This is a genomic window from Streptomyces avermitilis MA-4680 = NBRC 14893 (genome assembly GCF_000009765.2).
GTDB classification, from domain to species: domain Bacteria; phylum Actinomycetota; class Actinomycetes; order Streptomycetales; family Streptomycetaceae; genus Streptomyces; species Streptomyces avermitilis.
On the sequence record NC_003155.5, the window covers coordinates 1,733,804 to 1,747,824 of the forward strand.

Here is a 14,021-nt window from a genome sequence, read left to right on the forward strand (position 1 = left end):
TTCCAGGCGGTCCCCGGGGGCCGGGGGCGACTTCGGGCGAGGCTCGTGCCGTCGGCGGGTCCTGGTGGCCGCCGCGTGCAGGGGCCGCCCGGCATCGCGTACCGCATGAGGAAGGATCTGCTTCATCTGGCAGGCAGGACCTTATGGATGGGATCCATTCTGCGCAACATCCTGACGGGAGTGCGTAGTTCAGTCCGTTTTGATGAGGTCTTCGCAGGGCTTCCGCCTGAGGTCTGTCCGTTCTCTTCCCAACTCGCAGCGGCAGTGCCATATTGGCCACCGTCAATGAATCAGATTAATCCGTGACGCAAGAGGGAGGTTCGCCTTGGGCGACTCAACACAGGCTCCTGGCAAGGCAGATGACGCGACGTCACGTCCCTACCGTCCGGGGTATGAACTGGTCGCGGAGCAACTGCTGGACTACATCGCCCAGGAGAACCTGCGGCCCGGCGACCGCCTCCCCACCGAACAGGGCCTGGCCCAGATCCTGGGAGCGTCCCGCAACGTCACCCGGGAGGCCGTGAAGGTCCTGGCCGCCATCGGCCGGCTCAATGTGCGGCGGGGCGCCGGTATCTTCGTCGCCGCCTCGGTCGGCGGGCTGCTGGACGACGAACTCTCGCACTTCCGGCCGACCAGCATGGAAGACGTCCGCATGCTCCTGGACTACCGCAAGGTGATCGAGTCGGAGACAGCACGCCGTGCCGCCTCCCTCGCCACCCCGATCGAGGTCCGGGCCATACGGGAGAGCGCGGAGAGCTCCCTGGCAGCGGCCACGATGAACGACGTGGACACCTTCGCCAAGGCTGATGCGGCCTTCCACGACGCGGTGGGCGCCGCCTCGCACAACGTGTTCCTGAGGTCGAGTGTCGCCGGTGTGAGGCGCTTGGCATCCCAGTCCGACGTGCTGCTCTTCCACGGTGACGTGCCCGGATCGCTGGAAGTCGCCGCGGGTCAGCATGTGGCCATAGCGGAGGCGGTCGCCGCGGGGGCGGCCGATCTCGCCGAGCGGCTGATGGTGGAACACATCGGCACCACACAGAGCCAGTTCGAGAAGAAGATTCGCGACCGGCTGTTCAGTCCCGACGCCGACACGGCCCCTTAGGCGCCCCCGGAGCCTTCGAGGAGCGGCGGCTCCGGGGCTCCACCGCCGTCCGCGGAGGCGGCGGCCTCGTGAACCGGCCGACCCCGCATGTGCCGCAGCACAGCGGTCGAGCCGCCCATCGCCCTGGGAGTCCCGGTGGACGACCGGGACTCCCAGGTATCACCCCCCTCAGGCGATTGGATACGTGTGTCTCATCCGTCTGCGCGCAGGCGCGTCTTCGCGCCGCTGCGAAGAAGTTTCACGGCCGCCTTCTCGGTGGCCGCAGTGGCAGCCCTGCTGACTGCCGTGCCGGCCCAGGCGGCTCCCCCACCGCCGGACATCGATGTCTATGTCTCTCCAGCCGGCCGGGACGTGGGCTCAGGTAGCGCCGCACACCCTTTCAGGACGCTCGAGCACGCGCGGGACCACGTGCGCGACGTCAGGCGGAACGCCAAAGGCGACATCCATGTCCGGCTCATGTCCGGTACCTACCGGCTCAGCCGTACGTTCGCCCTGACCGCCCGGGACTCCGGCCGCGACGGACACAAGATCGTCTACGAGGCCGCCCCCGGCGCACATCCGGTGATCAGCGGAGGCGAGCGAATAACCGGCTGGGTTCCGGCCGGCGGAGCAGGACGGGTCTACAAGGCCAAGGTGGGCGACATCGACACCCGCCAGCTGTATGTGGACGGCGAGCTGGAGACCCGGGCGCGCAGCGCCAAGAACCCCTCCGGCTTCAGCAAGACGTCCACCGGCTACACCTTCACCGACACCGGCCTCAACGCCTACAAGCGTCCCTCGGACCTGGAGGTCGTCAGCTCCTGGGGCTGGAAGCTGATGCGCTGCCCCGCGCAGTCGATCGCCGACAACAAGATGACGATGCAGCAGCCGTGTTGGCACAACGCGCATCTCCAGCGGGGCCAGGAGATCCAGAACCCGACCTGGCTGGAGAACGCCCGCGAACTGCTGGACACGCCCGGTGAGTGGTACCTGGACAAGGGCGAGGGCGAGATCTACTACATGCCCAAGGCCGGCCAGGACCTGTCCACCGCGACCGTCACCGTGCCGCGCGTGCAGGACCTGGTGGACCTCGACGGCACCAGGACCGACCCGGTCAGCAACGTGTCCTTCCGAGGCGTCACCTTCTCCTACTCCACCTGGCTCGCGCCCAGTTCCTTTGAGGGCCTCATCGAGGGCCAGGCCGGCTTCCGGATGGTCGGCCACGACCCCGACTTCGACGCGACCCGCCTGAAGTGGCAGAAGACGCCCGGCGCCGTCAATGTCAGCTACGGCCACGGCATCGGCTTCGAGGGCAACACCTTCACCCATCTCGGCGCGGTCGGGCTCAACCTGAACACCGGTACCCAGGGCTCCGACATCACGGGCAACGTCTTCCGCCAGATCGCCGCCACCGGCATCCAGATCGGCGGGGTCGCGGTGATCGACGCTCATCCCGACGACTCCCGGGACATCACCAAGGACACCAGGGTCGACAACAACGTGGTCACCAAGGTCGCCGACCAGTACAACGGCTCCATCGGCATCCTGGCCGGCTACACCGACCACACCGTGATCACCCACAACAAGGTCTACGACCTGCCCTACACCGGCATCTCCGTCGGCTGGGGCTGGGGCCTCACCGACAAGGGCGGCAACAGCAACTACTCCCCGGGGAATCTGGGCGTGCCGATCTGGGACACCCCCACGACCAGCCGCGACACCGAGGTCACGGACAACGAGATCTACGACATCATGAAGTCGCAGGCCGACGGCGGTGCCGTCTACACACTCAGCACCGACCCCGGCGGCGTGGTGTCCGGCAACTACATCCACGGCATACCGTCGCCCGCCTACGGCGCGATCTACCACGACGAAGGCAGCCGGTACTGGACGAACACCGGCAACGCTCTGTGCGACGTCGCATACCAGTGGCTGTTCCTCAACCACGGCATGGACATCGACGCCACAGGCAACTTCACCACCCAGCCCGCCTACTCCGCCCAGGCCAACAGCACGGGCAGCACCATCAGCGGCAACACCACTGTGGGTTCCTGCGGCCAACTGCCGGCCTCCGTGGTCAACAACGCGGGCCTCCAGCCGAGTTACCGCCACCTCGACCCGGGCCCCGACGTCGCCGACCACCAGGCGCCGAGCAGGCCCGGCACTCCGAGCGCGGTCACCGATTTCCCGACGGTGGCAGACCTCACCTGGGCCGCATCCACCGACGACACCTCGGTCACGGGCTACTCCGTCCACCAGGACGGCAAGCTGATCAGCGCCACCGGGAAGACCTCGGTGCGCCTTCCGGGCCTGACCGCCGGGAAGACGTACGCCTTCCAGATCACCGCCCGTGACGCCGCCGGCAACGAGTCAGGTCCCGGCCCGACACTGCACGTCACCATGCCCTCAGGCACGGACCTCGCCCTCAAGAAGTCCCTCACCGCCTCGTCGTACTCGGAGAACAACACCCCGGAAAAGGCGGTGGACGGAGACCTGTCCACGCGCTGGGCCCAGGGCCTGGGCCTGCCCGATCCGTCCTGGATCCAGGTCGATCTCGGTGCGCCGTACGACGTGAACGGCGCGATCACGACCTTCGAGAAGGCCAGCGGGTACAAGTACCGCATCGAGGTGTCACCCGACGAGGTCCACTGGAAGACACTCGCGGACCACACCGCCGCGAACACCACGGCGGCGACCGACTACGCCCACACGGACGATCCGGTCACGGGCCGTTTCGTGCGGCTGACCGTCACCGGATCCAGCTGGAACGGCGGCAGCATCTACGACTTCCAGGTCTACGGCACTCCCAGGACCGTCACGGACCACACGGCCCCTACGGCACCCGGACAGCCCACGGTCAAGCCGCTGCTGCCCGGCCTGGTGGACGTCAGCTGGTCCGCGGCCACCGATGACACCGGCGTGACCAGTTACGTCGTCTACCGGGACGGCAAGCGGATCGGTGTCACCGACGCCACGACACTGCGGGTTTCCGGCCTGACCGCGGACACGGAGTACTCCTTCACCGTCGTGGCACGCGACAAGGCGCTGAACGCCTCCGACCCCGGCAAGGCGGCTGTCGTCACCACGCCGGCCGACCACGACCTGGCCCTGGACAAGCAGGTCACCGCCTCGTCGTCGTACTCCAAGGACTACGCGCCCGAGAAGGCGGTGGACGGGGATCTCTCCACCCGCTGGGCACAGGGCGCGGGCCTGCCCGACCCGTCCTGGATCCGGGTCGACCTGGGCAAGGACACCGGGGTCTCCAGCGTGGTGACCACCTTCGAGAAGGCCGGCGGCTACAAGTACCGCCTGGAGTACTCCACCGACGGCACGACCTGGTCCATCTTCGAGGACCACACCTCCGACGCCACCTCGTCGTCAGCCGTCCACTCCTTCGCCGACAAACCCGTCACCGCACGCTACCTGCGCCTGACCGTCACCGATTCCAGCGGGAACGGCGGCAGCGCCTACGGGCTCCAGGCGTACGGCGGCTTCTGAGCACTCCGCTTGCGAGCCGACACCTTTCACATCTCGTACAGAAAACGAAAGCCAGGATGAAGATCACCCATGTCGAGGTACACCGGATCGATGTTCCGGCAGCCAGTCCGCCCTTCCGCTGGCGCGACGGGCTGAGCGGAAGCGCTCCGGTGGGCGACGGCGCGGTCCTGCACATCGGGACGGACGAGGGAGCCGAGGGAGTGTCGGTATTCGCTCGTCCGGGCGCCTACTCCACCCTGCGGGACCTGGTGGACCGGGTCTTTCGTGCGGAACTGGTCGGAGCCGACCCGTTCCAGCGGGAATGGCTGTGGCACCGGGTGTGGGAGCTGGACCGTATCCACGAACTCCCGCTCCCCACCCTGGGCCTCATCGACATCGCCTTGTGGGACCTGGCCGGCCGCTACCACGGCGAGCCGGTCTGGCGTCTGCTCGGCGGCTTCCGGGAAGCCATCCCCGCCTACGCCTCCACCTCGACGTTCTCCAGCGTCGCGGAGTTCCTCGACGTGGCGGACCAGTGCCTGGCCCTGGGGTATCGCGGTATCAAACTGCACGCCTGGGGCGACGCCCGCCGTGACGCGGAACTGTGCCTGGCCCTGCGCGACCACGTCGGTCCGGACGTCCCTCTCATGTACGACGGGTCGGCGGGCTTCGACCTGCCCGACGCGATCCGGCTGGGGCGGGCCCTCTCCGAGGCCGACTACCTCTGGTACGAGGAGCCGATCCGCGAATTCAGCATCTCGGCCTATCAGCGGCTCGCCGAGGCCGTGGACGTACCGCTTCTGGTGGCCGAGACCTCCGACGGGGCGCACATGAACGCGGCGGACTTCATCCGGGCCGGTGCCGCCACCTTCGGTGTCCGGGCCGGCACCACTCTCCGGGGCGGTATCACCGGCGCCATGCGCACCGCGCATCTCGCGGACGCCTTCCGGCTGCGGGCCGAGGTGCACGGTTCGGACATCCCCAACCACCACCTGTGCATGGCCATCTCCAACACCACCTACTACGAGTCCCTGGTGACCTCGGTGAACGTTGTCCGTGAGCGCCACGTGGACGACCAGGGCCTGGTGCACGCCCCCGCGGGGCCTGGCATAGCCCTTCCTCTCGACTTCGGCTACGGCAACGAACTCCTGCCGTTCGTCGAGCAGCCGCGCTGACCGGCGCAAGAACAGAAAGGCAAGGAAAGACAATGGAGTCTTCCCGATCTCCGAGAACCGGCCGGCGTCACTCGCTGCTCCGCACCGCGGCAGTCACGCTGTCCCTGGCCACCACGGCCGCCCTTGCAGGCTGCGCCAGCGCCGACACCACCACCCGTTCCTCCTCCGGGCAGTCGGCGTTCAAGCCGGCCGCGCAGAAGGAGGGCTCGCGGATAACGGTGTGGGCCGACTCGACCAGACTGCCGTCGGTGCAGGCGTACCAGAAGTCGCACCCCGACGTGAAGATGAAGATCGTCACGTACGACGGCGGAGCCGACGGATCGACGTATCTCCAGTCGAAGGTGCAGTTGTTCGACAGGACCGGCAGCGGGTGGCCGGACGTGGTGTTCGGCACGCCGACCGACGTGACCTGGGCGTCGGAGGCCACCAAGCCCGACGCGCGGCCGTTCGCCGCGCCCCTGGACGAGAAGCTCGTACCGCAGAGCACCCTGGACGAATTCGCCAAGGGTTCGCTGACGCCCTGTGAATTCGACGGCCACACCTACTGCATGCGCAACGACATCGCGCAGGTCCTCCTCTGGTACAACAAGTCCCTCATGGACAAGTGGGGTTACAAGGTCCCCACCACCTGGGAGGACTACGAGGCCCTCGGCAAGAAGGTCGCCAAGGACCATCCGGGCTATCTGGTCGGCTCGGTCGGTGACACCAACTCCCACGAGTCGTACTTCTGGTCGGGGCAGTGCCCCGCGTTCAGCCTGGTGAAGCCCGACACCCTGCGCACCGACCTGCGGGACCCGAAGTGCACCCGGATGGCGAAGCTGCTGGACGACCTGATCGGCGCCAAGGCCATCGCCACACAGGGCTTCTTCAGCCAGGGATTCGCCGAGAACAGCGGCGGCAAGGTCCTGATGGCCTACGGCCCTTCTTGGTACGGCCAGTACCTCTTCAAGGCCGGCTTCAAGACTCCGGCCAAGCAGATCGCCGCGGCGCCCCCTCTGGCATGGAAGGGAGAGAGCACGACCGCCACGGGCAACGTCGGCGGCGGCGTGTGGATGGTGTCCTCGCACAGCGCCAACCTCAAGGCGTCCACGGACCTGGTCACCTGGCTGACCACCTCCGACGAGAACCAGGCCGGCGCGCCCACCTATCCGGCCTACACCCAGGCCGCGAAGGCCTGGCTGGCCAACCCGGCCAACAGGAACTACTTCGCCAATGATGTGAGCGAGCCGTTCGAGCAGGCCGCGAACGAGGTGTGGACCGGCTGGTCGAACACCAGGTTCTCGGACTCCACCGCCTGGTCCAGTGTCGTCCTCCCGGCTCTGACCTCCGGAAAGAGCCTGACCGAGACGCTGCCGGCCTGGCAGCGGGAGATCGCGGGCGAGGCCAAGAGCCAGGGCTACAAGGTGGTCGATCAGTGACCTTGCTGGAGACCGAGCCTGTCGCCGTCTCCCCCGTGCGCCGCGGCACCACGCCGCGGCGCACGGGCCGCGGTCGCGCGGGCTACTTCTTCGTCGCCGGCTACGCGCTGCTGCTGCTCGCGTTCGGCGTCTTCCCCACCGGGTACGCGTTCTACCTCGCGCTCACCAATGACCGGGGCCAGTTCACCGGGCTCAACCAGTTCGTGAAGGTCGTCCAAGACTACCGCTTCGCCCCGGCCTTCACCCACATGCTGATCTATCTGGTCATGTGGCTGGTGACCCTCGTCGTCCTGGTCGTGCTGACCGCCGTGGTGCTGCGCAGCCGCGTGCGTCCGGGCACATCGGCGCTCTTCCGCTTCCTGTACTACATTCCCGGCGCCCTCGCCGGAGTGGCGAGCGTTCTGGTCTGGCTGTTCATGCTGGACCCCGATGTCAGCCCGGTGTCCTGGCTGCTCACCGCCATGGGGTTGAAGACGTTCGCCGCTGTCCTGGCGCCCGGCAACCTGCCGCTGATCCTCATGTTGATCGCCTTCTGGACCGGTGCCGGAGGCTGGATGGTCGTGATGTACGGGGCTTTGAACAACATCCCCGACGACGTGCTGGAAGCGGCCCGCATGGATGGCGCGGGCCCGTGGCGCACCGCCTGGCACATCCAGATCCCGATGATCCGGCAGTGGATCGTCTACATGACGATCATGGCTTTCGCGACGGGCACCCAGCTGTTCGTGGAGCCCCAGCTTCTCCAGACCGCCAGCCTCGGCAGGGTGAGCCCCACCTGGTCGCCGAACCAGCTCGCCTACGTCTACGCCTTCCAGCAGGGCGACTTCAACGGCGCCGCCGCCATCTCCGTCGTCCTCCTCGCCGTGGGCCTCCTCGCCGCCGGGCTGCTGGTCGCTCGCTCGAACCTGTTCAAGTTGGATGAGAAATGACACAGACCGCTGTCTTCCTGACGGCCGTGAGGCGGCGTATCCGTCCTTCCAGGACCCTGCCCTTCCTGGTCGTAGGACTCCTCCTGGCCTTGCTGCTGTTGTTCTTCGTGCTGCCGGTGATCTGGCTGCTGCTGACACCGTCGAAGACCGCCGGCGAAGTGGTGCGGGACAACCCCCTCTCCTTCGGTTCGTTCCATCAGATCGGCACGGCCTGGCGGCACCTGTTCGCCTTCCAGGACGGCGCCATGACGAGATGGCTGCGCAACTCGGCCGTCTACTCGGGCGGTTCGCTCATCCTGACGCTGGCCGTCAGCGTTCCGGCCGGCTACGCGCTGGCGCTGACGAATTTCCGGGGACGCAAGACGCTCCTCGTGATCACCCTGGTCACCATGATCATGCCGCAGGCCACCCTGGTGCTGCCGATCTTCCTGGAGCTCAACCGCTTCCATCTGATCGGCACCATCTGGTCGGTGATACTCCCTTTCTCCTTCTATCCGTTCGGCGTGTATCTGGTCTACATCTACTTCGGGAGCAGCCTCCCCAGGGACCTGCTGTCCGCCGCGCGGATCGACGGCTGCACGGAGTGGCAGCTCTTCTCCCGCATCGCGCTCCCGCTCGCCAAGCCGGTGGTCGGACTGGTCGCGTTCTTCAGCTTCGTGGGCAACTGGAACAACTTCTTCCTGCCCTACCTCGTCCTGCCGAACAGCGAGCAGTTCCCCGTCCAGGTGGGCCTGAACCAACTGCTGACCTCGACGCCGTCCTTCAACCCCGTCGCCGGCGCCGGACTGAACGTCACCATCCCCGAACTCGCCCTGGCCATCCTCATCGCCATCCTGCCGGTGCTGGTGCTGTTCGTCTTCTCGCAGCGCACCCTGGTGTCCGGGATGCTCGCCGGAGCGAGCAAGGAATGAGCGGCGTCGCGCCACCCTCTTCAGCACGTCCGCAAAGGAGACCGTGTGTACCGGCTCGATCCGCGCTACGCCCCCGCCCCGCAGGCCGTCCTCCACACGGGATGGCAGGCAGTGGCCTCCCAACTCCCCGACGGCCCCGTGGTGGTGGCCATCGACGGGCCCCCGTCCGTCGACTGGTCCCTCCTCGGTGATCGCCTCGAAAACGAGCTGACCGGACGCGGTACCCCCGTCACTCTGCTCGACATACGGAGCCATTACGCACGGCCGGCACACGTCAGGAGCCGCACCGAACACCCGGCGGACGCCGACGACCCCTACTTCCGCAGGCTCGCCGACAATCCCCTTGACGACCTCTTCGAGATCCTCCCGGTATCCGCACCGCCGACGGAAGGGCTGCTCCTCGTCTACGGGCCCGGCGCCGCCCTCGTGGAGCACGACCTGCTCTGGTACGCCGATGTGCCCAAGCGATACGCGGAGGCCGCCGTCGGCGCGGGTGAGCCGGGCGTCAACCTCGGTCTGCCGGGTGAGAAGCCCGACTTCAGGCGGCTGTTCTACATCGACTGGCCGATGCTCGACCAGCACCGCGACGCGCTCGCACACCGCCTCGACGCCTGGCTCGACATGCAGAGCCCCGACCACCCGGCGTGGATCGACGGAGCAGGCCTGCGCGCCACATACGCCGCGCTGGCCCGCAAGCCCGTCCGCACCCGCCCGTACTTCAACTCCACGCCCTGGGGAGGCCATTGGGCCCAGCGCGAGCTCGGATTCAACCCCAACTGCCGCAACACAGCGCTCGGCTACGAACTGATCGCGCCCGAGGCCGGCATCCTCATCGGCACCGGACCGGAGGACCAGGCCGAGGTGCCGTTCCAACTCCTGTGTGTGCTGGAACCGTTGAGCGTGCTGGGGGCAGAGGGGCACGCCCAATTCGGCACGTCCTTCCCGATCCGCTTCGACTACCTGGACACCGTCGGCGGCGGCAGCCTCTCCGTGCACTGCCACCCGAAGGAGTCGTACATGCGGGAGCGTTTCGGCTGGGCGTACACCCAGCACGAGACGTACTACCTGACCCTCGGCAGCACCGACACCAAGGTCTTCCTCGGCCTGCGCGAGGACGCCGACGTCGACGTCTTCCGCAAGGAGGTGGAGAGGGCCGTCACCGACGGAGTCCCCATGGACCCCGAGGACCACGTCCTCGCCTTCCCCGCCGAACAGGGCCGGCTGTTCATGATCCCGGCGGGCACCCCGCACGCCAGCGGCGCGGGCAACCTCGTACTGGAGATCAGCGCCACCCCCTACCTGTACAGCCTCAGGTTCTACGACTGGCTGCGACCCGGCGCCGACGGCAACCCGCGCCCCCTGCCCTACGAGCACGGGTTCGCCAACCTGGAGACCGGACGCCGCGGCACGGCCGTCGCCCGCGACCTGGTTCAAGAGCCGCGCACCCTGCGCGAGGGCACCGGCTGGCGGGAGGAGGTCATCGGCGCGCTGGCCGAGATGTTCTACGAGGTCAGGAGGTTCGTGCTCGACGCCGGCGCCGAGGCGACCGACGACACGCAGGGACGGTTCCACATCCTGAACGTGGTCGAAGGGGAAGGCGTCACGGTGCACACGGCGGCCGGAGACCGACACGAACTCGCCTACGCGGAGACACTCACCGTGCCGGCCGCGGTCGGCCGCTACACCCTGCGAGCGACTGGCGTCGGCCCGGTGCGTGTCGTGAAGGCGCTGGTCCGTTGATTCCGGTCCTGGAGATCGGCGGCACCCATGTCACCGCGGCGCTCGTCGACCTGCGCGACGGGCGTGTCACCAACCGTACGCGCGAGCCGCTCGACGCGGACGGCGATGCCGACGACATCCTCGGCACCGTACGACACTGCGCCGACGGGCTGTCGGTGCCTCCGGGTGCGCGGTGGGGCGTGGCGGTGCCCGGGCCGTTCGACTACGCGAGGGGGATCGCCCTCTTCAAGGGCGTGGGCAAGTTCGACGCCCTGTACGGGATGGACGTGCGAGCAGCCTTCCTCGAAGGACTACGGCAGCGCCCCGCCGACGTCGTGTTCCTCAACGACGCCCACGCCTTCCTGACCGGCGAGTGGTCCGCGGGCACCGTCCGCGGGCACCACCGCGCCGTGGGCATCACGCTCGGCACCGGTGTCGGCTCGGCGTTTCTCGCCGACGGCCGCATCTGCGCCAACGGTCCCGGCGTGCCACCCGAGGGTCGGATGGACCTGACCGAGATCGACGATCGGCCGCTGGAGGACACCGTCTCACGCCGGGCGATCCTCGCCCGTTATGGCGACCCCGCCGCCGATGTACACGACATCGCCGGACGAGCCAGAGCGGGGGAGGCGCGGGCCCGGCGGGTGCTGGACGACGTCTTCACCGGACTGGGCGTCGTGCTGGGCCCGCGCCTGGTGGACTTCGGCGCGACCGCCCTGGTCGTCGGAGGCTCCATAGCCCGCTCCTGGGACCTCGTCGCGCCCGCTCTGTCCGCTGGCCTCGTGACCGGGGGCTGGACGCCGAACTCCCCACACGCCGACGCGGATTCACTGCCTCCCGGAGCCCCCGAGTGCCCCGTAGGAGACGCGCCCCCTGGTCCGGGTGGCACCTCGGCGGCAGGCGCACAGCGCACTCGTACGATGAAGCCTGCCGGCCCCGCGGGGAACGCCGCACTGGTGGGCGCGGCCCGTGCGGCGGGGGCGTGAGACCGACGAAGGGCAGGCACAAGCCGTGGACACCTGGCCCTCGGCCTGGCCGCGCTCCGCGTCACTATCGCGTCTTAGGGCTTGCAGATCATTAACTCGTCTTCTTGACCTTGGTCGGGGTGGGGTTGGAAGCGAGGAACGCCGCGACGTCGACTGGCGTGCGGAAGCAGGCGATTGAGGTGTTGATGTGGTGGCCGTGTGCTTCCAGGAGTGGGCGGAGGAGATTGCCGCACCGCTGATACCGCCGTTCCGGCCCAGGCAACAGGGTGGCGGCACGGTGCCGGTGGCGGGTCGGAAGGTGTTCACGGCGGTGGTGTACGTGCACACCAGCGGTTGCGCCTGGCTGTACCTGCCGCCGATGTTCGGCACCTCGCCTGCCACCGCGCATCGCCGGTTCGCGGCGTGGACCAAGGCCGGTCTGTGGCGTGGACCAAGGCCGGTCCGTGGCGTCGACTGCACTGCGGCGGGCCGCCCGGATCGCCTGGGAAGTGGGCCTGCGCGCGGAGGCGTTCGGCAACCGGGGCTCGTGGCGCTTCGGGGAGACAGTGGTCTGAACGCTCGTCGCCCAGGACCCGGCCGTCTTTGCAGCTTCTACGACTCACATGGTCGGAGACCATCCCCGGCGAACAGTACCGTTCACCAGCACAGCAGGTCAGCTCAGGGCGCCGGTGCCGCACGGGACTGACTGAACCGCCCCGCGACTCTCAGGGCAGGCACCCGTACCAGTGGCGGCTCAGCTCCAGCTGGGCGAGGTCTCAGGCCACTTGCTGTACGGCACCGGTCGCCCCGTGGATGCGTCCAGGAGAATGCGGTTGCCGACCGGCCGGCCCAGCTTCACGGTCACCTTCTCGCCACCCAACTCGCTGGTGCAGGCGCCGTCCTTCGCCCCGACGACAGATGCGGACAACACCACGCTGCCGCCCGTCTCCAGCACGTCCACAGCGGGACCGTCGTCACAGGATCCGTGAGTGGCCACCACGGTGACGGACCGACCGTCCCCGGCGACCTGCACCAGCCCGCCCAGCGGCGCCAGCACATTGGTGGACATCCCCTTGGCCGGCTTGATCGGAGGCTCGGGGAGCTTCGACGGGCTGACGGCGACCCGCTTGAGCGGGGTGTCATAGCCCTCCAGCGTGAACAGCCAGGCCGGGACGGTCGCCGGCCCACGGCTGGTGGTCAGGGTCATCTCGCCCAGCTTCGCCCCAGTCGCGACGAGGTGCGGTCCGTCACTGCTGTCGCGGTCCAGAGCCATGTACGCCTTCTGCGCCCCCATCAGCGGCAGCGTGAGCGAGCCTCCGCTCCCCCACCTCACCTGCCCGTCTTTGTGGAAGCTGGCGGGGAGGCCGCCGCGCAGGAGAAAGTTGCCGGTCTTGTAGGCGCGCTTGTCGGCGTCGTTGTGAAGGCCAGTCCCGGGCAGCTGCACCACCTCCCCCATCGGGTAGTAGCCCTTGTGCCAGATCTCGGCGGCCTTGGATCCGTCCCAGGCGTCGGCGACCTGACCGGCTCGGACCTTCACCTGCGGTGACGCCGAGTTGCCGTCACCGACCTCCGCTCCACGACTGCCGTCCTCCTTCTCGCCGCCGCAGCCAGCAACGGCAGCACCGGCCAACAGGGCGAGTGCGACGAGCAGATGGACGGTGCGTGCGCTGTTCGCAGGCATGTATCCTCCAAAGGCTGACGGTGGCAAATGGACGCTGTGCGCTGACGGCTGGCGGCCCTACCCGCCGATGTGACGCGCCGATCCCGGGCTGCGTTCGGCCCATTCCGTTGTCCGGTCGAGTTCGTTTCCGCATCGTGACCAGACTTCTAGTCGCGTGATGTCCGTGGCGCTGCGCGGACCTGCACCACGCAGCGTCGGTGCAGGTCACTCCTACCCGCAGTGAACCGCCACACGGCGACTGCAACGAGGACTTCCCCGGCTTGGGATACTGCCTGGACCGAGCGTCCTGCCCTCGGCAGGAACAGGAAGTCCCGCTCCTGCCCCCATTCCGCGGAGACTTGTCCGCACGAGCGATCTACAGAGCGATCACGGCGTGGTGGCTTCAGGTTCAGTAGACGGCGAGGTTGTGCGTATTGAGCACCCCCTGCACCGGCTGGTAGTCGGTCACGCGGTCGGGTTGCGCGTCCGTATCGCCGCAGGGCTCGTCGACATAGTTGCCACCGGACGTGATTCCCAGGGCAATAGCCCCTGTGAACATAGCCCCACCGCTGTCGCCGTACATGTCGCAGAGGCTGGTCTCGATCACCTTGTAAAGCGTAGCCCCGGTCCTGGGCCGCATGCGCGCCTACGCCAACTCCAGCTCTGGCACGCGTTCACCAAAGTGC

Annotated in this window: 10 protein-coding genes and 1 pseudogene; 9 read left to right on the forward strand and 2 right to left on the reverse strand. The window is 68.1% G+C overall.

Annotated elements, in window-relative coordinates; translation table 11 throughout:
- Nucleotides 1–325: 325 nt before the first annotated feature.
- The 9 genes and pseudogenes from SAVERM_RS07495 to SAVERM_RS45860 form a co-directional block, all read left to right on the forward strand.
- Nucleotides 326–1,102, forward strand: a complete 777-nt coding sequence (locus tag SAVERM_RS07495; RefSeq protein ID WP_010982844.1) for a FadR/GntR family transcriptional regulator — start codon at nt 326–328, stop codon at nt 1,100–1,102.
- Between the two features lie 456 nt (nt 1,103–1,558).
- Nucleotides 1,559–4,579 (forward strand): discoidin domain-containing protein, encoded by a 3,021-nt coding sequence (locus SAVERM_RS07500; RefSeq protein WP_237528734.1) that lies wholly within the window; start codon nt 1,559–1,561, stop codon nt 4,577–4,579.
- Nucleotides 4,580–4,635: 56 nt separating this feature from the next.
- Complete coding sequence (locus SAVERM_RS07505) at nt 4,636–5,733, forward strand: enolase C-terminal domain-like protein (protein ID WP_010982846.1); 1,098 nt, start codon at nt 4,636–4,638, stop codon at nt 5,731–5,733.
- A 32-nt stretch (nt 5,734–5,765) separates the two neighbouring features.
- Entirely contained in the window at nt 5,766–7,151 is a 1,386-nt protein-coding gene (locus SAVERM_RS07510) for an ABC transporter substrate-binding protein (RefSeq protein WP_010982847.1), read from the forward strand.
- Entirely contained in the window at nt 7,148–8,080 is a 933-nt protein-coding gene (locus SAVERM_RS07515; RefSeq protein ID WP_010982848.1) for a carbohydrate ABC transporter permease, read from the forward strand. Before SAVERM_RS07510 ends, SAVERM_RS07515 begins: the two co-directional genes overlap by 4 nt.
- Complete coding sequence (locus SAVERM_RS07520; RefSeq protein ID WP_010982849.1) at nt 8,077–8,991, forward strand: carbohydrate ABC transporter permease; 915 nt, start codon at nt 8,077–8,079, stop codon at nt 8,989–8,991. The genes SAVERM_RS07515 and SAVERM_RS07520 overlap by 4 nt, the downstream gene beginning before the upstream one ends.
- Before the next feature lie 45 nt (nt 8,992–9,036).
- Complete coding sequence (locus tag SAVERM_RS07525; protein WP_010982850.1) at nt 9,037–10,731, forward strand: class I mannose-6-phosphate isomerase; 1,695 nt, start codon at nt 9,037–9,039, stop codon at nt 10,729–10,731.
- Nucleotides 10,728–11,696, forward strand: coding sequence for an ROK family protein (locus SAVERM_RS07530; protein ID WP_010982851.1), 969 nt, complete (start codon nt 10,728–10,730; stop codon nt 11,694–11,696). Before SAVERM_RS07525 ends, SAVERM_RS07530 begins: the two co-directional genes overlap by 4 nt.
- A gap of 196 nt (nt 11,697–11,892) precedes the next feature.
- A pseudogene (locus SAVERM_RS45860) lies at nt 11,893–12,111 on the forward strand (transposase); the annotation flags it as partial.
- Nucleotides 12,112–12,429: 318 nt separating this feature from the next.
- Here SAVERM_RS45860 and SAVERM_RS07535 read toward each other — a convergent pair.
- Both SAVERM_RS07535 and SAVERM_RS07540 read right to left on the reverse strand, forming a co-directional pair.
- Nucleotides 12,430–13,356 (reverse strand): hypothetical protein, encoded by a 927-nt coding sequence (locus SAVERM_RS07535; RefSeq protein ID WP_037646020.1) that lies wholly within the window; start codon nt 13,354–13,356, stop codon nt 12,430–12,432.
- Nucleotides 13,357–13,744: 388 nt separating this feature from the next.
- Nucleotides 13,745–13,942, reverse strand: a complete 198-nt coding sequence (locus SAVERM_RS07540; protein WP_137865272.1) for a chymotrypsin family serine protease — start codon at nt 13,940–13,942, stop codon at nt 13,745–13,747.
- Between the last annotated feature and the right edge of the window lie 79 nt (nt 13,943–14,021).

What these genes read in the sequence shown, in the direction of transcription:
- SAVERM_RS07520 (WP_010982849.1), top strand. Translation starts at nt 8,077, where the DNA reads ATGACACAGACCGCTGTCTTCCTGACGGCCGTGAGGCGGCGTATCCGT.
- SAVERM_RS07505 (WP_010982846.1), top strand. Translation starts at nt 4,636, where the DNA reads ATGAAGATCACCCATGTCGAGGTACACCGGATCGATGTTCCGGCAGCC.
- SAVERM_RS07510 (WP_010982847.1), top strand. Translation starts at nt 5,766, where the DNA reads ATGGAGTCTTCCCGATCTCCGAGAACCGGCCGGCGTCACTCGCTGCTC.
- SAVERM_RS07500 (WP_237528734.1), top strand. Translation starts at nt 1,559, where the DNA reads ATGTCCGGTACCTACCGGCTCAGCCGTACGTTCGCCCTGACCGCCCGG.
- SAVERM_RS07535 (WP_037646020.1), bottom strand. Translation starts at nt 13,356, where the DNA reads ATGCCTGCGAACAGCGCACGCACCGTCCATCTGCTCGTCGCACTCGCC.